Source organism: Amycolatopsis sp. lyj-109 (genome assembly GCF_046548995.1).
GTDB lineage: Bacteria > Actinomycetota > Actinomycetes > Mycobacteriales > Pseudonocardiaceae > Amycolatopsis.
Genome location: NZ_JAJPWR010000026.1, coordinates 35,786 through 55,459, shown reverse-complemented (window position 1 = coordinate 55,459; position 19,674 = coordinate 35,786). Strand labels below are relative to the sequence as shown.

14 protein-coding genes are annotated in these 19,674 nt (G+C 70.3%); all 14 read left to right on the top strand.

All coding sequences use genetic code 11. The features are described from left to right. Positions 1-47 precede the first annotated feature (47 nt). The 14 genes from ACLJQF_RS39600 (at position 48) to mmsB (ending at position 19,652) form a co-directional block, all read left to right on the top strand. Positions 48-971, top strand: coding sequence for a D-alanyl-D-alanine carboxypeptidase family protein (locus ACLJQF_RS39600; RefSeq protein WP_410615424.1), 924 nt, complete (start codon positions 48-50; stop codon positions 969-971). A 17-nt stretch (positions 972-988) separates the two neighbouring features. After that, a complete protein-coding gene (locus tag ACLJQF_RS39595; protein WP_410615482.1) occupies positions 989-1,930 on the top strand; it encodes an endonuclease/exonuclease/phosphatase family protein in 942 nt (313 codons plus the stop codon). 277 nt (positions 1,931-2,207) lie between these two features. After that, entirely contained in the window at positions 2,208-3,251 is a 1,044-nt protein-coding gene (locus ACLJQF_RS39590) for a LacI family DNA-binding transcriptional regulator (protein WP_410615423.1), read from the top strand. A gap of 117 nt (positions 3,252-3,368) precedes the next feature. Further along, positions 3,369-4,352: an ABC transporter substrate-binding protein gene (locus ACLJQF_RS39585; protein WP_410615422.1), complete on the top strand. Its 984-nt coding sequence runs from the start codon at positions 3,369-3,371 to the stop codon at positions 4,350-4,352. Positions 4,353-4,458: 106 nt separating this feature from the next. Then, the gene (locus ACLJQF_RS39580) at positions 4,459-5,961 is read left to right on the top strand and encodes a sugar ABC transporter ATP-binding protein (RefSeq protein ID WP_410615481.1); all 1,503 of its coding nucleotides are present in this window, start codon (positions 4,459-4,461) and stop codon (positions 5,959-5,961) included. A 5-nt stretch (positions 5,962-5,966) separates the two neighbouring features. Beyond that, positions 5,967-7,004, top strand: coding sequence for an ABC transporter permease (locus ACLJQF_RS39575; RefSeq protein ID WP_410615480.1), 1,038 nt, complete (start codon positions 5,967-5,969; stop codon positions 7,002-7,004). Further along, positions 7,001-7,984 (top strand): galactofuranose ABC transporter, permease protein YjfF, encoded by a 984-nt coding sequence (gene yjfF, locus ACLJQF_RS39570; RefSeq protein WP_410615421.1) that lies wholly within the window; start codon positions 7,001-7,003, stop codon positions 7,982-7,984. The genes ACLJQF_RS39575 and yjfF overlap by 4 nt, the downstream gene beginning before the upstream one ends. Before the next feature lie 59 nt (positions 7,985-8,043). Then, a complete protein-coding gene (locus ACLJQF_RS39565; protein ID WP_410615420.1) occupies positions 8,044-11,868 on the top strand; it encodes a LamG-like jellyroll fold domain-containing protein in 3,825 nt (1,274 codons plus the stop codon). A 70-nt stretch (positions 11,869-11,938) separates the two neighbouring features. Next, entirely contained in the window at positions 11,939-13,588 is a 1,650-nt protein-coding gene (gene araB / locus ACLJQF_RS39560) for a ribulokinase (RefSeq protein WP_410615419.1), read from the top strand. Then, positions 13,588-14,265: an L-ribulose-5-phosphate 4-epimerase gene (locus tag ACLJQF_RS39555; protein ID WP_410615418.1), complete on the top strand. Its 678-nt coding sequence runs from the start codon at positions 13,588-13,590 to the stop codon at positions 14,263-14,265. Before araB ends, ACLJQF_RS39555 begins: the two co-directional genes overlap by 1 nt. Before the next feature lie 17 nt (positions 14,266-14,282). Beyond that, positions 14,283-15,782, top strand: a complete 1,500-nt coding sequence (gene araA / locus ACLJQF_RS39550) for an L-arabinose isomerase (protein ID WP_410615417.1) — start codon at positions 14,283-14,285, stop codon at positions 15,780-15,782. A 29-nt stretch (positions 15,783-15,811) separates the two neighbouring features. Beyond that, a complete protein-coding gene (gene chvE / locus ACLJQF_RS39545) occupies positions 15,812-16,918 on the top strand; it encodes a multiple monosaccharide ABC transporter substrate-binding protein (protein WP_410615416.1) in 1,107 nt (368 codons plus the stop codon). Continuing rightward, a complete protein-coding gene (gene mmsA / locus ACLJQF_RS39540) occupies positions 16,915-18,435 on the top strand; it encodes a multiple monosaccharide ABC transporter ATP-binding protein (protein ID WP_410615415.1) in 1,521 nt (506 codons plus the stop codon). Before chvE ends, mmsA begins: the two co-directional genes overlap by 4 nt. Next, complete coding sequence (gene mmsB, locus ACLJQF_RS39535) at positions 18,432-19,652, top strand: multiple monosaccharide ABC transporter permease (RefSeq protein WP_410615414.1); 1,221 nt, start codon at positions 18,432-18,434, stop codon at positions 19,650-19,652. Before mmsA ends, mmsB begins: the two co-directional genes overlap by 4 nt. Positions 19,653-19,674: the final 22 nt, after the last annotated feature.

The following is a 19,674-nucleotide window of genomic DNA, read 5'->3' as shown; positions in this document are numbered from 1 at the left end:
GACCGGTGTGCGCTTCACCGAGTGCACCCGGCACCCGGAGGAGACCCATGGCCCGCACCCGCATCCCGCCCGTCGCCGCGGGGATCGCCGCCGCCGTGGGCGTCGGGCTCGCCGTCGCCTGCTGGGTCGTCTTCCCGCCCGAGACCGCCGGGCGGGCGCTGGCTGCCCGGCCCGACGTCGAGCTTCCGCTGCCGTGGCCCGCCGAAGGGCAGTCCAGTGCCGAGGTACAGAACCTCGGCTCGCTCGGCAGCCGCGGTGAGCAGCGGCCGGTGCCGATCGCCAGCGTCACGAAGGTGATGACCGCCTACGTCGTCCTCAAGGACCACCCGCTCGGCCCCGACGAGGCCGGCCCGGAGATCACCGTCGACGACCAGGCCGAAGCCGAGGCCACCTCGGCCGAAGAATCGAGCGCGCCGGTCCGGGCGGGACGGCGGTTCAGCGAACGGGACCTGCTCGCCCTGATGCTCGTCCCCTCCGGGAACAACGTCGCCCGGCTGCTCGCCCGGTGGGACGCCGGCAGCCAGGACGCCTTCGTCGCGAAGATGAACCGCGAGGCCGCCGCGCTGGGCATGACCAGCACCACCTACACCGGCGCCAGCGGCGTCGAGGACTCGACCACGAGCACCGCCACCGACCAGCTGCGGCTCGCCCGCGAGGTGATGAAGAACCCGGTGATCCGCGCGATCGCCGCCACCCCGAGCCTGCGGATCGACGGCGTCCCGGGCGCGGTTGTGAACACGAACACCCTGCTCCGCCGGGACGGCGTGATCGGGCTGAAGACCGGCTCGTCGACCGCCGCCGGGGGCGCCCTGATGTGGGCGGCCCGAACCGGCGACGGTGCCCTCATCCTCGGCGTCGTCCTCCACCAGAACCCCGGCGGGACGCCGGCCGCCGGGCTGCGGGCCGCGCTCGAGAACAGCCAGAAGCTCATCGCCGCGATCCAGCGGGAGCTGCCGGCGGCCACCCGATGACCGCGATCACCGAGCCGATGGCCGTCCCGCGCTGCCGCGCCTGGACGTGGCGCCGCGGTCGCGTCACCACCGCCTTCGCCGTCCTGACCGCCCTGCTGCCGCTCGCGCACCCGCTGGTGCCCAACTGGGCGGGCAACGCCGGCAGCCTGCTGGAGACGTTCCTGCCCTGGACCGGCCTGCTCGTCGTGCCGCTGCTGGTCGCGGCCCTGCTCCGGCGCTCGGCGCTCGCCCTCGTCGCCCTCCTGCTGCCGGCCCTGGTCTGGGGCGGGTTCTTCGGCGGCCGGCTCTTCGACAAGCGCGCGGCGGGCGGGGACCTCACTGTCGTCTCGCACAACGTGAACGACGAGAACCCGGACCCGGCGGGCACCGCGCGCGCCCTGGCCGCCGCGGGCGCGCAGGTGATCGCGCTCGAGGAGCTGAAGAAGTCCGAGGTCCCCAAGTACGAGGACGCTCTCGCCGCGGGCTACCCGTACCACTCCGTCCAGGGCACCGTCGGGGTCTGGAGCACCTACCCGCTGCGGGACACGCGGCCGGTGGAGATCATGCCGTGGACCCGCGCGCTGCAGACCACAGTGGACACTCCGAAGGGACCGGTCGCGGTCTTCGTCGCCCACCTGCCTTCGGTGCGCGTGCGCCTCGACGCCGGATTCACCGCAAACGGCCGCGACGAGGCGATGGGTCTGCTGGCCGACGCCATCGCCGCGGAATCCGCGCCGCGGACGGTGCTCGTCGGTGATTTCAACGGGACTGCGGACGATCGGGCGCTCGGGCCGATCACCGCCCGGATGCAGGCCGCGCAGGACGAGGCGGGTGACGGTTTCGGTTTCACCTGGCCGGCGGGGTTGCCGTTGGCGCGGATCGATCAGGTCTTCGTCTCGGGGGTGCGGCCGGTGGCGGCGTGGACGTTGCCCGCGACCGGCAGCGATCACCTGCCCGTCGCGGCCACGGTGGCGTTCTGACCCGGAAGCCGGGATCACCGAAAGCGTGTGGTAGACGGCCCGCGCGAGTTCGAACATGCCGTTGAACACCGGGCCGTGCTGACGGGCGGTGAATTTCAAACGACGCTCCGCGCAGGTCGCGCCGTCGAATTCGTCGTCAGGGCGGTGTAAAGGGCACGTGACTAGACCGTTACGCGACCCGGTCTTGACCCCGTGGGTGTTATCGCTAACACTAACTCCTCGTCGCCACCGGAACAGGTGACGCAGACCATGTCGGAGCGGACGGAAGGGGACGCCAGTGGCCGAACGACCCCGCTCCGGCGGCCCCGTGAAGGCGACCGCCACCGGGACGCGGCAGCCGAGCCTGACCGACGTCGCGGGTGTGGCGGGCGTGTCCCACATGACCGTGTCCCGGGTGATCAACGGGACCGGCCCGGTGCGCCCGGAAACCCGGGCCCGGGTGCTGGCGGCGATCGAGGAACTGGGCTACCGGCCCAATTCCGCGGCTCGCGCGCTGGTCACCGGGCGGACCGGCACGCTCGGCGTCGTCGCGCTCGAGTCCAATCTGTACGGTCCGGCCAGCACGCTGTACGGCATCGAGAACGCCGCCCGGGAAGCCGGGTACGCGATCACCATCTCGAGCGTCAGCCGGCCGGGCCGGTCGTCGATCGCCGACGCGGTGGAGAACCTGCGCCGCCAGGCGGTCGAGGGCGTCATCGTGATCGCCCCGCACGTCAGCGCGGGGCGGGCCCTGGAAGCCGCGCCCGCGGACTTCCCCGTCGTCGCGGTCGGCGGCGGAGAGGCGGCGCCGGTGCCGGTCATCTCCGTCGACCAGCGCGACGGCGCCCGCCGGGCCACCGAACACCTCCTGGCGCTGGGTCACCGCACGGTGTGGCACATCGCCGGACCGGAAGACTGGCTGGAAGCCCGCGACCGCGAGCTCGGCTGGCGGGAAACCCTGGAACGCCACGGCGTCGGGGCCCCGCAGGTGATCCGCGGCGACTGGAGCTCGCGGTCGGGCTACGAGGCGGGGCGATCCCTCGCCAAGGAAAAGGATCTGGACGCCGTCTTCGCCGGCAACGACCAGATGGCACTGGGCCTGCTGCGCGCGTTCGCCGAAGCGGGCATCTCGGTGCCGCGGGACGTGCGCGTGGCGGGCTTCGACGACGTCCCCGAGGCGGCGTACTTCACGCCGCCGCTGACGACGGTGCGCCAGGACTTCATCGAAGTCGGACGGCGTACGTTCGGCCTGCTGGCCGGGCGGATGGACGGAGGCGACCGGCACGCGCGCGCCCTGGTCGTCCCCGAGTTGATCGTGCGCGAGAGCACCGGACCGCGCTAGCGCCGCGGCCGGCGGGACCAGTGGTTCCCGAGGGATTGTTAGCGCTAACAAGCACCACCGGTTTCACCCCGAATAGTCCCCACACAGGTTTTCCCACAGATCACTGTCGATCGAGGAGTGAACGTGCTGAATAAGCGATGGGCCGCCGCGGCGGCCGCGGCGGCCGGACTCGTGCTGCTCACCGCCTGCGGAACCGGCGGTTCGTCCGGTGGCAACTCGGGCGGGGCGACCACGCTCGGGTTCGCCCAGGTGGGCGCCGAGAGCGGCTGGCGGACGGCGAACACGAAGTCGATCCAGGATTCGGCGAAGACCGCCGGGATCGAGCTCAAGTTCTCCGACGCGCAGCAGAAGCAGGAGAACCAGATCTCCGCGATCCGCTCGTACATCCAGCAGAAGGTCAAGGTCATCGCCTTCTCGCCGGTCGTCGAGTCCGGCTGGGACACCGTCCTCAAGGAAGCCAAGACGGCCAACATCCCGGTCATCCTCACCGACCGCGCGATCGACTCGCCGGACAAGTCCCTCTACAAGACCTTCCTCGGCTCCGACTTCGTCGCCGAGGGCAAGAAGGCGGGGGAGTGGCTGACCAAGGAGTACGGCAGCGCCACCGGCCAGGTCAACATCGTCGAGCTGCAGGGCACCACCGGCTCGGCCCCGGCGAACGACCGCAAGAAGGGCTTCGGCGACGTCATCGCCGCGGACCCGAAGTACAAGATCGTCGCCTCGCAGACCGGTGAGTTCACCCGCGCCAAGGGCAAGGAGGTCATGGAGGCCTTCCTGAAGTCCCAGACCAAGATCGACGTGCTCTACGCCCACAACGACGACATGGCCCTCGGCGCCATCGAGGCCATCGAAGCCGCGGGCAAGGTCCCGGGCAAGGACATCAAGATCGTCTCGGTGGACGCCGTCAAGGACGGGATGCAGGCACTGGCCGATGGCAAGATCAACCACATCGTCGAGTGCAACCCGCTGCTCGGCCCGCAACTGATGGACCTGGTCAAGAAGGTCGCCGCCGGCGAGCAGGTGCCCGCCCGCATCGAGACCCAGGAGACCGAGTTCGACCAGGCCGCGGCCAAGGCCGCCCTGCCGCAGCGCCAGTACTGATCCCTGCCGCGGCTGTCGTGAGTGGTAATTCGGGTTAGAACCCGAATTACCACTCACGACCCCCGGCCTCCACCCCGGAGCACACCACATGCCTGAACCGCAGCCCATGGTGCGGATGAGCGGTATCCGCAAGGAGTTCCCCGGCGTCCTCGCCCTGGACGGGGTCGACTTCCGGATGTACCCCGGCGAAGTCCACGCCCTGATGGGCGAGAACGGCGCCGGCAAGTCCACCCTCATCAAGGTGCTGACCGGGGTGTACGGGGTGGACGCGGGAGCGATCGAACTCAATGGCGACGACGTCGCCTTCAGCGGGCCCGGCGAGGCCCAGCAGGCCGGCATCAGCACGGTCTACCAGGAAGTCAACCTCTGCCCGAACCTGTCCGTGGCGGAGAACGTCTGCCTCGGCCGCGAACCCCGCCGCTTCGGCCGCATCCAATGGGGCCCGATGCGGAAGCGGGCCGAGGAGCTGCTGGCCCGGCTGGACGTCCACGTGGACGTCTCCGCCGACCTGTCCACCTGCTCCATCGCCGTCCAGCAGCTGGTCGCGATCGCCCGCGCGCTCGACGTCGACGCGCGGGTGCTCGTCCTCGACGAACCGACGTCCAGTTTGGACACCGGCGAGGTCGAACAGCTGCTGAAGGTCGTCCGGTCCCTGCGCGAAAGCGGCATGGCGATCCTGTTCGTCTCGCACTTCATCGACCAGGTCTTCGCCATCGCCGACCGGATGACCGTGCTGCGCAACGGAAAGCTGATCGGCGAGTACCGCACCGCGGACATCACCCCGGTCGAACTCGTCACCAGGATGATCGGCAAGGAACTCCAGGTCCTCGAAGACCTGGGCGACTCCGGTCCGACGCGGGCCGAGGTCGCCGGCGCGCCGGTGCTGCTGGCCGCCGAAGGCCTCGGCCGCAAGGGCGGCGTCGCCCCCTTCGACCTCGCCATCCACGCCGGCGAGGTCGTCGGGCTGGCCGGCCTGCTCGGCTCCGGCCGCACCGAACTCGCCCGGCTGCTCTTCGGCGCCGACCACGCCGACAGCGGCTCGGTGCAGGTCGACGGCGACAGCACCTCGCTGCGCACCCCGCGGGCCGGGCTCGACCACAAGATCGCGTTCCTCTCGGAGAACCGCAAGGCCGAAGGCCTGGTCGAGGAACTGACGGTGCGCGAGAACATCGTCCTGGCGCTGCAGGCCTCCCGCGGCTGGGCGCGGCCGCTGTCCCGCCGCCGCCAGGACGAAATCGCCGAGAAGTACATCAAGGCACTCGACATCCGGCCCGCCAACCCCGAAGCGCTGGTGGGCAACCTCTCCGGCGGCAACCAGCAGAAGGTGCTGCTGGCCCGCTGGCTCATCACCGAGCCGCGGCTGCTGATCCTCGACGAGCCCACCCGCGGCATCGACATCGGCGCCAAGACGGAGATCCAGCGGCTGGTCACCCAGCTCTCGGCCGACGGGATGGCCGTCGTGTACATCTCCGCCGAGCTGGAAGAAGTCCTGCGGCTGAGCCACCGCGTCGTGGTGCTGCGCGACCGGAAGGTCGTGGCGGTCCGGGACAACCAGGCGCTCACCGCGGACGACATCATGGCCACGATGGCCGAGGGGGTGCAGGCGTGAAAGGCTTGACCAAACAACGGCTCTTCTGGCCGGTGGTGGCCCTGCTGGTGCTGCTGCTGGGCGACCTGATCGCCAGCCCGTCGTTCTTCAAGATCGAACTGCGTGACGGGCACCTCTACGGGAACGTCATCGACATCCTCAAGAACGGCGCCCCGCTGATCCTCATCGCGATCGGCATGACGCTCGTGATCGCCACCCGCGGCATCGACCTCTCGGTCGGCTCGGTCGTGGCGATCAGCGGTGCACTCGCCTGCCTGTGGGTCAGCGACAACCCCGACGGCGTCGGCACCACGCTGATCGCGTTCGGGCTGGCGCTGGGGCTGTCCCTGGTGCTCGGCGTGTGGAACGGTTGGCTCGTCGCGGCACTGGGCATCCAGCCGATCATCGCCACGCTGATCCTCATGGTCGCCGGCCGGGGCATCGCGCAGCTGATCACCGACGGGCAGATCATCACCGTCAACTCCCACTCGTTCGAGTGGATCGGTAGCGGGTTCCTGTTCACCCTGCCGGGCGCGATCTTCATCGCGCTGGCGGTGTTCGCGCTCGCGTCGGTGCTCGTCCGCCGCTCGGCGCTCGGCCTGCTGGTCGAGGCGGTCGGCGGCAACCCCGAAGCCAGCCGCCTGGCCGGCCTCCGCTCGGCCCGGCTCACCTGGCTCGTCTACGTCTTCTGCGCCCTGTGCGCGGGCATCGCCGGGCTGATGATCAGCGCGAACGTGCACAGCGCCGACGCGAACCACGCCGGGCTCTTCATCGAGCTCGACGCGATCCTCGCCGTCGTCGTCGGCGGCACCCAGCTGACCGGCGGCCGGTTCTCCCTCGGCGGCTCGGTGATCGGCGCGCTGCTCATCCAGACGCTCACCACCACCGTCTACGCCCTCGGTATCCCGCCCGAGGCGATCATGCTGGTCAAGGCCCTGGTCGTGCTGGCGGTGTGCCTCCTGCAGTCGCCGGCCTTCCGCCGGAAGCTCCGGCGCCGCCGGGCACACCGGCCGGGGCAGCCGGCCACCACACCCGCTCCCGAGAAGGTGGAGGTCACGGCATGACCACGCTCGCCCGCGTGAAGGGCTACCGGCCGCAGCAGCGGCACGTGCCGATCCTCGCGACGCTGGCGCTGCTGATCGCCGCGTACGTGTTCGGTGCGATCCAGTACGAGGCCTTCGGGTCCGGGCAGGTCATCCTCGACCTGTTCATCAACAACGCCTTCCTGCTCGTGGTCGCCGTCGGCATGACGTTCGTGATCCTCACCGGCGGCATCGACCTGTCCGTCGGCTCGGTGGTCGCCCTGTCCACCGTGATCTCCGGTGACCTGATGCAGAAGCACGGCTGGCCGGCGTACGCGGCGATCGCCGTGGTGCTGGTGGTCGGCGCCGTGCTCGGCGCCGGGATGGGCGCGCTCATCCACTTCTTCGAGATCCAGCCGTTCATCGCGACGCTGATCGGGATGTTCTTCGCCCGCGGCCTCTGCTACACGATCACCACCGAGGCCTACTCGATCGACAACGCGACGATCGCCACCCTGGCCCAGACGCAGATCCCGCTCGGCGGCGAGCTGCACATCTCGATCAGCGTGGTGGTCGCCCTGCTGGTCGTCGCCGCCGCGGCCTACGTCCTGGCCTTCACCCGGTTCGGGCGCACGGTCTACTCGGTCGGCGGCAACGCGCAGTCGGCGATGCTGATGGGCCTCAAGACCGGCCGAACCAAGATCGCGGTCTACACGATCAGCGGCGTCTGCTCGGCACTCGGTGGGATCCTGCTGGTCCTCTACAAGTCTTCGGGCGACCCGCTCAACGGCGTCGGCCTGGAGCTGACGGCGATCGCCGCGGTCGTCATCGGCGGCACCATCCTCACCGGCGGCTCCGGCTACGTCCTCGGCACCGTGCTCGGGATCATGGTGCTGGGCATCATCCAGACGCTGATCACCTTCGACGGCACCCTCAACTCCTGGTGGACCTCGATCATCACCGGGGCCCTCCTGTTCGTCTTCATCGTCCTGCAACGCCTCGTCACCCGCCGGACCCGCTAGCGCCCGAGGCGTCGCTTTCACGTGAAAGCGACGCCTCCGCACACACTCAAGGGAGAGTCATGCACCGCAGACTGCGGCGGCCCATGGCCGTGCTCGCCGCGCTGGCGCTGTGCTCCGGCGTCCCGGTCGCCGTGGCGCCGGCCGCCTCGGCCGGCACCGAGCCGGGGCCGGCGGGGCACTGGACGTTCGACGACGGCAGCGGGACGGCCGCCGCCGACACCGCGGGCAGCCACCCGGCCACGCTGACCGGCGGCGCGGGCTGGGGCCAGGGCATCCGCGGCGGGGCCTTGACGACCGACGGGGCGAACGGCTTCGCCGACGCCGGCGCACCCGTGCTGGACACGACCAAGAGCTTCTCGGTGAGCAGCTGGGTGAAGCTGGACAAGACGTCGGGCTACCAGACGTTCGTCAGCATCGACGGCACCCAGGTGAGCAACTTCTTCCTGCAGTTCCGCGACGACTCCCGCCGGTTCGCCTTCACCCGCCTGGCCGGCGACGCGCCGACCGACGGGGTCGTGGCGGGCGCGAACTTCGACCCGGTCGCGGGCCAGTGGTACCAGGTGACCGGCGTGTACGACTCGGCCGCGTCGACGCTGTCGCTGTACGTCGACGGCACCCGCCAGACCACCGTCGCCGCGCCCACGGCCTGGGCGGGCACCGGTCACCTGGTGATCGGCCGCGGCAAGTACGCCGGCAACCCGGTCGACTTCGTCGACGGCACGATCGACGACGTCCGCGCCTACTCGGGCCCGCTGACCGCGGCCGACGCCGCCCGCCTGGCCATCGCCGGGCACTGGGGCCTCGACGAGGGCACCGGCCCCACCACGGCGGACGACTCCCTCGACGCGCGCACCGCCACCCTGACCGGTGGCGCCGCCTGGGGTGACGGCGTCGTCGGCCCCCACGGCGTCGCGCTGAACGGCACCGACGCCGCGGTCGACGTCCCGGGCCCGGTCGTGGACACCGCGCAGAGCTTCTCGGTCTCGGCGTGGATCAAGCCCACCGCGGACGCCGGCTTCCGGACGGCCGTGAGCGTCGACGGCTCCGCGATCAGCGGCTTCTACCTCCAGCGCGCCGCCGACGGCCGCTTCGCCTTCACCCGCCGCGCGGGCGACGGTGACACCGCTTCATCCTCAGCGGTGTCACCGTTGCCCGCGCAGGCCGGCCAGTGGCAGCACGTGACCGGCGTCTACAACCGGGCGGCCGGCACGCTTTCCCTGTACGTCAACGGAACGCTGCAGCAGAGCGTCCCGTTCACCACGCCGTGGACCGCCGCCGGGCACCTGGTGATCGGCCGCGGCAAGTGGGCCGGCGGCCCCGCCGACTGGTTCGCCGGCGGCGTCGACGACGTCCGCGCGTACCCGACCCCGCTGACCGGGTCCGCGGTCGCCGCGCTGGCCGCGAGCGGGTCGTGGCACTTCGACGAAGGCACCGGCACGGTGGCGCGGGACTCCTCGGCCAACGCCGCCGACGGCACGCTCAAGGGCGCGACCTGGACCGCGGGAGCGGCCGGCAAGGCCGTCCAGCTCGACGGCAAGTCCACTGTGGACATGGGCAGCTCGCCCGCGTTCGACACCGGCACCGGCTCGCTGGCCCTGGCCGGCTGGTTCCGCACGACCGGGTCCGGCACCCTGGTGGACCACGGTGCCGGCTACGCGCTCGGCGTGACCGGCGGCAAGCTCACCGCCCGCGTCGGCACGATCCAGGTGACCACCAACGGCGGCGGGCTCGCCGACGGCAACTGGCACCACGCCGCCCTCGTCCTCGACCGCGCTTCGCAGCGGCTCACCGTCTACGCCGACGGCGACGCGTCCGCGGTCACCAGCACCTGCGGCACGCCCACCGGCACCACCCTCGACGTCTCCGCCTGCCCGGCTTCGGGCACCGCGGCGGCGCCGTTCACCGTCGGCTCCGGCTTCACCGGCGCCGTCGACGAGCTCGAACTGCGCCGCTTCCCGCTCTCCGCCGCCCAGATCGGCACCCTGGCCGGGGCCAACCAGCTCGCCGTCGACGCCAACGTCGTCCGCGCCAACACCCGGCCGACGACGTACGGCTCGATCCTCGAAGACATCAGCCACTCGGTCGAAGGCGGCCTCTACGCCGAGCTCGTCCGCAACCGCACCTTCAAGGAGGGCTACCAGCCCGGCAGCGGCGCGGGCAACACGCCGGTGCCGTACTGGTCGCTCGTCACCTCGGCGGGCGCGACCGGTGCCTACTCGGTCGACACCGCCACCCCGCTGAACACCGCGCTCGACCGCTCGCTGAAGCTGCACGCCGACGCGGTCCCGGCGGCCGGCCGGGTTGCCGCCGCGAACGTCGGCTTCTACGGTGTGGCCGCGAAGCCGTCCACGAAGTACACGGGCAGCTTCTTCGCGAAGGGCAGCTGGAAGGGCGCGGTGCGGGTCAGCCTGGAGAAGCCGGACGGCACGGTGCTGGCGAGCAAGGACGTCCAGCCGGTCGGGCCTGCGTGGACGCAGCAGACGTTCGGCTTCACCACGCCGTCGACGATCGCCGCGTCCACCGACAACCGGATCGTCGTCTCCCTGGTCAACAAGGGCAAGACGGCGCTGACCGGCGACGCCTGGTTCCAGCAGGTCTCGCTGTTCCCGCCGACCTTCAAGAACCGGCCCAACGGCGTCCGCGCCGACCTCGGGCAGAAGCTCGCGGCGATGAAGCTCGGCCTCTTCCGCGTCCCGGGCGGCAACTACCTCGAAGGCAACACCCTCGACACCCGGTTCGCGTGGAAGAAGACCATCGGCAAGCAGGAAGACCGGCCGGGCCACCAGAACACCGCGTGGGGCTACTGGTCCACCGACGGCTTCGGCATCCTCGACTACCTGAAGCTGTCCGAGGACATCGGTGCCCAGCCGCTGCTGGCCCTGTTCGCCGGCTACACCCTCAACGGCCGGCACGTCGACCAGGCCGACTACCCGCAGTACGTCCAGGAGGCCCTCGACGAGATCGAGTACGCCATCGGCGACAGCTCGACGACGTGGGGCGCCAAGCGCATCGCCGACGGGCACCCGGCGCCGTTCGACCTGCACTACGTCGAGGTCGGCAACGAGGACTGGTTCGACGGCTCGGGCAGCTACGCCTGGCGCTTCACCGACATGTACAACGCCATCAAAGCGAAGTACCCGCAGCTGACCGTCATCGCCACCACCGGCGGCCTGCAGGGTGGCACCGCGTCGAGCACCTCGACCGGGGTGCGCCCGGACGCCGCGGACGACCACTACTACCAGTCGCCGCAGTGGTTCACCGACAACTCGACCCGCTACGACACCGCCGACCGCAGCGGCCCGGACATCCTCGTCGGCGAGTACGGCGCCCAGGACGGCCGGCCCACCGGCACCCTGGCCGCCGCCATCGGCGAGGCCGCGTTCCTCACCGGGCTCGAACGCAACAGCGACATCGTCATCGGCTCGATGTACGCGCCGGTGCTGGTGAACGAGAACCAGTCCAACTGGGGCGTCAACCTGATCGGGCTCGATGCGGGGAGCAGCTACGGTTCGCCGTCGTACTGGGTGCAGCAGATGTTCTCCAGCACCCTCGGCAAGCAGATCGTCACCAGCCGCCTCAACCAGGGCAGCCCCCTGCGGCAGGTGGTCAACGTGACCACGAAGAGCGGAAGGAAGACCTTCACGGTCAAACTCGTCAACCCGACTTCGCAGGTGCAGACCACCCGGCTGTCGCTCACCGGCGTCACCGCCGTCGACGGCACCGGCACGCTCACCACGCTCACCGGCGACCCGGCGGGACGCAACAGCCTCGCCGCGCCGACCGCCATCGTGCCGCAGACCAGGGAGATCACCGGTCTGGCCGCGACGTCGAAGCTGACGTTGCCGGCCAACTCGGTGACGACGCTGGTGCTCACCGGCCGCTAAGACCCCGGGGCGCGGCGCGTTCACCGCCGCCCGCGCCGCGCCCCGGTCACCAATCAGGAGGGAAGACACCGTGGGAGAACCACTCACCGTCGGCGTCGACTTCGGCACGCTGTCGGGCCGCGCGGTGGTCGTGCGCGTGGCTGACGGGGCCGAACTCGGCTCCGGCGTTTTCGCGTACCCGCACGGGGTGCTCGACGAGACGCTGCCCGCCACGGGCCGCGCGCTGCCGCCGGAATGGGCGCTGCAGGTGCCGGCGGACTACGTCGGGGTGCTGCGCAACGCCGTCCCGGCGGCGCTGCGGGACGCCGGCGTCGACGCGGCCGACGTCGTCGGCATCGCCACCGACTTCACCGCGTGCACGATGGTGCCGACGACCGCGGACGGGACGCCGCTGTGCGAACTGCCCGAGTTCGAAGGCCACCCGCACGCGTACGTGAAGCTCTGGAAGCACCACTCGGCGCAGCCGCAGGCCGTGCGGATCAACGAGCTGGCCCGCACCCGCGGCGAGAAGTGGCTCCCGCGCTACGGCGGGCTGATCTCGTCGGAGTGGGAGTTCGCCAAGGCCCTCGAGGTCTTCGAAGAGGCGCCCGAGGTCTACACCGCGATGCGGCACTGGGTCGAGGCGGCCGACTGGATCGTCTGGCAGCTCACCGGCGGCTACGTCCGCAACGCGTGCACCGCCGGCTACAAGGGCATCCTGCAGGACGGCCAGTACCCGAGCCGCGACTTCCTCCGCGAGCTCGCCCCCGGCTTCGAGTCCTTCGTGACCGACAAGCTGGAGCACCCGCTGGGCCAGCTGGGTTCCCGCGCCGGTTCGCTGTCCGCCGAGGCCGCCGCCTGGACGGGGCTGCCCGAGGGCATCGCGGTCGCGGTCGGCAACGTCGACGCGCACGTCACCGCGCCCGCCGCCCAGGCCGTCGAGCCGGGGCAGATGGTGGCGATCATGGGCACCTCGACCTGCCACGTGATGAACGGCGCCGAGCTGCGCGAGGTCCCCGGGATGTGCGGCGTCGTCGAAGGCGGGATCGTGCCCGGCCTGTGGGGGTACGAAGCCGGCCAGAGCGGCGTCGGCGACATCTTCGGCTGGTTCGTCGAGCACGGCGTCCCGGCGTCCTACGAGGGGCACGAGCACCTCACCCGGCTGGCCGCCCAGCAGGAGATCGGCGAACACGGCCTGATCGCCCTCGACTGGCACAGCGGCAACCGGTCGGTCCTGGTCGACCACGAGCTGTCCGGCGTCATCGTCGGGCAGACCCTCGCCACCCGGCCCCAGGACACCTACCGCGCGCTGCTGGAAGCCACCGCGTTCGGCACCCGGAAGATCATCGAGACGTTCAACCAGGCCGGCGTCCCGGTGACCGAGCTGATCATCGCGGGCGGCCTGATGAAGAACGCGCTGCTCATGCAGATCTACGCCGACGTCACCAACCTCCCGCTGTCGGTGATCGGCTCGGCGCAGGGACCCGCGCTGGGCTCGGCCATCCACGCGGCCGTCGCCGCCGGGGCCTACCCGGACGTCCGCGTGGCCGCCGCGGCGATGGGCTCGGTCGAGCGCGCGGTGTACCGGCCGGTGCCCGCGCACGTCGTCGCCTACGACGAGCTGTACGCCGAATACACCGAGCTGCACGACTACTTCGGCCGTGGCGGCAACGATGTCATGCACCGCCTGGCGGCCCGCCGCCGTGCTGTTTCGAGGGATGTCGCGAAAGGACGGTCCTGATGTCGCTGACCGGTGAAGTGCTCGACACCGTCGCCGAACTGCGGGAGACGGTCGCGAAGCTGCACGGCGAACTGACCCGCAACGCGCTGGTCGTCTGGACCGCGGGCAACGTCTCGGCGCGGGTCCCGGGCCGGGACCTGCTGGTCATCAAGCCCTCGGGGGTGTCCTACGACGACCTGTCGGCAGAGACGATGGTCGTCACCGACCTGCACGGCGAGCTCGTCGAAGGCGAGCTCGCGCCCTCGTCGGACACCGCCGCGCACGCCTACGTCTACCGGCACATGCCGGAGATCGGCGGCGTCGTGCACACCCACTCGACCTACGCCACGGCGTGGGCGGCTCGCGGCGAACCCATCCCGTGCGTGCTGACGATGATCGCCGACGAGTTCGGCGGGGAGATCCCGGTCGGGCCGTTCGCCCTGATCGGCGACGACTCCATCGGCCGCGGCATCGTCGAAACGCTTCGCTCGAGCCGGTCGCCGGCGGTGCTGATGCGCAACCACGGCCCGTTCACCGTCGGCCGCACCGCCCGCGCCGCGGTCAAGGCCGCGGTGCTGGTCGAAGAGGTGGCCCGCACCGTGCACAAGGCTTTCGAGCTCGGTACGCCCGAACCCCTGCGGCCCGAGGACGTCGACCGGCTCTACGCCCGGTACCAGAACGTCTACGGCCAGCACTGATCTTCCCAAGGAGAACGATGACGCGCGCGTCGAAACCCCAGGTCTGGTTCCTCACCGGCAGTCAGGGCCTCTACGGCGAGGAGACGCTGGAGCAGGTGGCCGGCCAGTCCCTGCACATCCAGCAGCTGCTGGCCGCCTCCGGCGGGCTGCCCGCCGAGATCGTCGGCAAGCCGGTGCTGACCGAGGGCACCGCCATCCGCCGGGTGCTGCAGGAAGCGAACGCCGACGCCGACTGCGTCGGCGTGATCGCGTGGATGCACACCTTCTCACCGGCCAAGATGTGGATCACCGGCCTGGACGCCCTGCGCAAGCCGCTGCTGCACCTGCACACCCAGCTCAACGAAGCCCTGCCGTGGTCGACCATCGACATGGACTTCATGAACCTCAACCAGGCCGCGCACGGCGACCGCGAGTTCGGGTTCATCCAGACCCGCCTCGGCGTGCCGCGCAAGACCGTGGCCGGTCACGTGTCCGACCCGGCCGTCGTCGCCCGGATCGACGCGTGGGCGCGCGCGGCGATCGGCGCCGACCACCTGCGCAACCTGCGGCTGGCCCGGTTCGGCGACAACATGCGCGACGTCGCCGTGACCGAAGGCGACAAGGTCGAAGCCGAACTGCGGTTCGGCGTCTCGGTCAACACCTACGGCGTCAACGACTTGGTCGAGCTGGTCGACCAGGTGTCGGATGTGGACGATCTGGTGGCGGCCTACGCCGCGGACTACGACGTGGTGCCGGATCTGGCGGCCGGGGGAGCGCGGCACGAGTCGCTGCGCTACGCGGCCCGGATCGAAGCCGGGATGCGGAAGTTCCTCACCGACGGCGGCTTCGGCGCGTTCACCACGAACTTCGAGGACCTCGGCGGGCTCCGCCAGCTGCCCGGCCTCGCCGTGCAGCGCCTGATGGCCGACGGCTACGGCTTCGGCGGCGAGGGTGACTGGAAGACCTCGGCGCTGCTCGCCGCGGTCAAGGCGATGGGCGTCGGCAAGGCCGCCGGCACGTCGTTCATGGAGGACTACACCTACCACTTCGGGCCGGGCAAGCCGAAGATCCTCGGCGCGCACATGCTGGAGGTCTGCCCGAGCATCGCCGCCGCCAAGCCGTCCTGCGAGATCCACGCGCTGGGCATCGGCGGCCGCGAGGACCCGGTCCGGCTGGTGTTCGACGCCGCGCCCGGCCCCGGCGTCGTCCTCGGCCTGGTCGACCTCGGCGACCGGTTCCGGCTGGTGGCCAACGAGATCGACGTCGTCGCGCCGGACGAGCCGCTGCCGAACCTGCCGGTCGCCCGGGCGGTCTGGGAGCCGGCGCCGTCGCTGTCGACGTCCGCGGAGTCGTGGATCACCGCGGGCGGCCCGCACCACACCGTGCTGACCCAGGCGGTGGGTACCGAAACCCTGCGCGACTTCGCGAACCTGCTCGGTGTAGAACTGCTGGTCATCGACAAGGACACGACCCCGTACGACTTCGCCGACCGCATCCGCTGGAACCAGGCGTACCACCGGCTCGCCCAGGGTTTCTGAGCAGGCTTCTGAGAAAGGAAGAAAGAACGATGAAGTTCACCAGAGGAATCGCGGCGGTCGCCGCCGCGGGGCTCGTGCTCACGCTGTCGGCGTGCGGCTCGAGCCAGAAGACCGCGGACCAGGCGGCGCCGTCTTCGGGTGCCAGTGCCGCGGGCAGCCTGGTCGGCGTCACCATGCCGACCAAGTCGTCGGAGCGCTGGATCCACGACGGCGACAACATCAAGGCCGCCCTGGAGAAGCTCGGCTACAAGGTCGACCTCCAGTACGCCGAGAACGACATCCCCACCCAGGTGAACCAGATCGAGAACCAGATCACCAAGGGCGCCAAGGTCCTGGTCATCGCCTCGATCGACGGCACCGCGATCACCACCCAGCTGCAGGAAGCGGCCGACAAGAAGATCCCGGTCATCGCCTACGACCGGCTGATCCGCAACTCTCCGAACGTCGACTACTACGCCACCTTCGACAACTTCAAGGTCGGCGTCGAGCAGGCGAACTCGCTGGTCAAGGGCCTGGGTGACGGTGCCGGTCCGTTCAACATCGAGCTGTTCGCCGGTTCGCCGGACGACAACAACGCGACCTTCTTCTTCAACGGCGCGATGTCGGTCCTCAAGCCCCTGATCGACAGCGGCAAGCTGGTCGTCAAGAGCGGCCAGACCGACTTCGCCCGCGCGGCCATCCTGCGCTGGGACCCGGCCACCGCGCAGCGGCGCATGGAAGACCTGCTCACCAAGACCTACACCGGTGGCGCCAAGGTTTCCGGCGTGCTCTCGCCGTACGACGGCCTGTCGATCGGCATCATCTCGGCGCTGAAGAGCAACGGCTACGGCACCGCCGGTCAGCCGTACCCGATCGTCACCGGGCAGGACGCCGAGGTCGCCTCGGTCAAGTCCATCATCAACGGTGAGCAGTACTCGACGATCTTCAAGGACACCCGCCTGCTCGCCGACGTGACGGTGAAGATGGCCGACGCGGTGCTGAAGGGCGGCAAGCCCGAGGTCAACAACACCAAGGACTACGACAACGGCAAGAAGGTCGTCCCGTCCTACCTGCTGCAGCCGGTCACCGTGGACAAGACCAACTACCAGAAGGAGCTCGTCGACTCCGGCTACTACACGGCAGGTCAGCTGAAATGACCGAACTACTCGGCATGCGCGGGATCACCAAGACCTTCCCCGGGGTCAAGGCGCTGTCCGACGTCACGCTTTCCGTGCGCCAAGGGGAGATCCACGCGATCTGCGGGGAGAACGGCGCCGGGAAGTCCACCCTGATGAAGGTGCTCTCGGGCGTCTACCCCCACGGGACGTACGACGGCGAGATCACCTTCGACGGGCAGCGGTGCGAGTTCGGGTCGGTGCGCGACAGCGAACGGCGCGGGATCGTGATCATCCACCAGGAACTCGCGCTGTGCGGACAGTTGTCGGTCGCGGAGAACATCTTCCTCGGCAACGAACAGGCCAAGCGCGGCTGGGTCGACTGGAACCGCACCAATCACGAGGCCGGCGCGCTGCTCAAGCGCGTCGGCCTCGCCGAAAACGCCACGCGGGCGGTGCAGGAACTCGGTGTCGGCAAGCAGCAGCTCGTCGAGATCGCCAAGGCACTGTCCAAAGAGGTCAAGCTGCTGATCCTCGACGAGCCCACCGCGGCGCTCAACGACGACGACTCGGCCCACCTGCTCGAGCTGCTGCGCGGGCTGCGGGACCAGGGTGTCACGTGCGTGATCATCTCGCACAAGCTCGGCGAGGTGACGGCGATCGCCGACACCGTCACGATCCTGCGTGACGGCAAGACGATCGAAACGCTCGACGCGGCGGGGCTGACCGAAGAGCGCATCATCACCGGCATGGTCGGCCGCGACCTCGAGCACCGGTTCCCGCCGCGGGAACCGGAAATCGGCGAAGAGGTGCTGCGGATCGAGGACTGGACCGTGCACAGCCCGACCCAGGCCGGGCGGGTCGTCGTCGACAACGCGTCGCTAACGCTCCGGCGCGGGGAGATCGTCGGCCTCGCCGGGCTGATGGGCGCGGGCCGCACCGAGCTCGCGATGAGCGTGTTCGGCCGGTCGTGGGGCAAGGACATCTCCGGCCGGATCCTCAAGCACGGCAAGGAGATCCAGGTCCGGTCGGTGCAGGAGGCCGTCCGCCACGGCATCGCCTACGCCACCGAGGACCGGAAGCGCTACGGGCTCAACCTGATCGAGGACATCCAGCGCAACGTGTCCGCGGCCGGGCTGGGCAAGCTGGCCAAGCGTGGCTGGGTCAACGAGCACGCCGAGCACGACACCGCCAACTCCTACCGCCGGGATCTGCGGATCAAGGCGCCGAGCGTGCAGAGCGTGACCGGGAAGCTCTCCGGTGGCAACCAGCAGAAGGTCGTGCTGGCCAAGTGGATCTTCACCGATCCGGACGTGCTGATCCTGGACGAACCGACCCGTGGCATCGACGTGGGCGCGAAGTTCGAGATCTACACGATCATCAACGAGCTGGCCGCCCAGGGGAAGGCCGTCCTGGTCATCTCCTCCGAGCTGCCGGAGCTGCTCGGGCTCTGCGACCGGATCTACGCGCTGTCGGCGGGGCGGATCACCGGCGAAGCCAAGCGCGAAGAAGCCACTCAGGAACTGCTGATGCAGTACATGACTAAGGAACGGGAATGACCACGACCGACGCGCGGCCCACCGTGCCCCCGGTTGAGCGCTCCAAGCGGAGGATCTCGATCAACCCGCGCCAGAGCGGCATCTACGTCGCGTTCGCGCTGATCGTGGTGCTGTTCGAGGTGCTCACCGGTGGCGCGCTGCTGGAACCGCAGAACATCTCCAACATCATCGTGCAGAACAGCTACGTGCTGATCCTCGCGATCGGGATGATCCTGGTGATCATCTCCGGGCACATCGACCTGTCCGCCGGGTCGGTCGTCGCGATGACCGGCGCGGTGTCGGCGGTGCTGATGGTGAACTCGCACGTGCCGTGGTTCCTGGCGGTGCTGATCACCCTCGTCGTGGGCGCGGCGATCGGCGCGTGGCAGGGCTACTGGGTCGCCTACTTCGGCATCCCGGCGTTCATCGTGACGCTGGCCGGCATGCTGGCGTTCCGGGCGTTGACCCTGACGGTGCTGGGCAACCAGGGCATCGGCCCGTTCCCGGACGCGATCCGCACGCTGTCCAACGGCTTCACCGACGGCTACCTGGGCAACATCGGCCTCGGCCCGCTCGGCGGCGCCGACCTGGTGTCGCTGCTCGCCGGCGTCGCCGCGGTGGCCGGGATCGTGTTCACCCAGTGGCGCAAGCGGGCGGGACGGATGGGCTACGGCCAGGACGTCGACCCCTTCCCGGTGTTCGTGCTCAAGATCGCCGGGATCGCGGTGCTGGTGCTCGCGCTGGTCGTGCAGCTGGCGCGGTTCAAGAACCTGCCGTGGGTGCTCATCCTGCTGGCGGTGTTGGTGCTCGGCTACTCGCTGGTGGCCGGGAAGTCGGTGTTCGGCCGGCACATCTACGCCGTGGGCGGCAACCTGCAGGCCGCGACGCTCTCGGGCGTCAAGGTCAAGCAGGTGACGTTCTGGATCTTCGTCAACATGGGCGTGCTGGCCGCGCTGGCGGGCATCATCTTCGCCGGCCGGCTCAACCAGGCGGGCCCGACGGCGGGCGTCAACTTCGAGCTCGACGCGATCGCGGCGGCGTTCATCGGCGGCGCGGCGGTGCAGGGCGGCGTCGGCAAGGTGGTCGGCGCGATCACCGGTGGCCTGATCATGGCGGTGATCAACAACGGCATGTCCCTGATCGGCGCGCCGAGCGAGCGGGTGATGCTGGTCAAGGGTGTCGTGCTGCTGGCCGCGGTGGCCTACGACATCTGGACGAAGCGCCGCGCGGCTTCCTGAGCCGGGTGGTTCGGTAAGGGGC

Bases quoted from the DNA above. Each gene is read 5' to 3' on its own strand.
- ACLJQF_RS39600 (WP_410615424.1), top strand. From the start codon at position 48: ATGGCCCGCACCCGCATCCCGCCCGTCGCCGCGGGGATCGCCGCCGCC.
- ACLJQF_RS39595 (WP_410615482.1), top strand. From the start codon at position 989: ATGGCCGTCCCGCGCTGCCGCGCCTGGACGTGGCGCCGCGGTCGCGTC.
- ACLJQF_RS39580 (WP_410615481.1), top strand. From the start codon at position 4,459: ATGGTGCGGATGAGCGGTATCCGCAAGGAGTTCCCCGGCGTCCTCGCC.
- yjfF (WP_410615421.1), top strand. From the start codon at position 7,001: ATGACCACGCTCGCCCGCGTGAAGGGCTACCGGCCGCAGCAGCGGCAC.
- ACLJQF_RS39565 (WP_410615420.1), top strand. From the start codon at position 8,044: ATGCACCGCAGACTGCGGCGGCCCATGGCCGTGCTCGCCGCGCTGGCG.
- ACLJQF_RS39555 (WP_410615418.1), top strand. From the start codon at position 13,588: ATGTCGCTGACCGGTGAAGTGCTCGACACCGTCGCCGAACTGCGGGAG.
- araA (WP_410615417.1), top strand. From the start codon at position 14,283: ATGACGCGCGCGTCGAAACCCCAGGTCTGGTTCCTCACCGGCAGTCAG.
- chvE (WP_410615416.1), top strand. From the start codon at position 15,812: ATGAAGTTCACCAGAGGAATCGCGGCGGTCGCCGCCGCGGGGCTCGTG.
- mmsA (WP_410615415.1), top strand. From the start codon at position 16,915: ATGACCGAACTACTCGGCATGCGCGGGATCACCAAGACCTTCCCCGGG.
- mmsB (WP_410615414.1), top strand. From the start codon at position 18,432: ATGACCACGACCGACGCGCGGCCCACCGTGCCCCCGGTTGAGCGCTCC.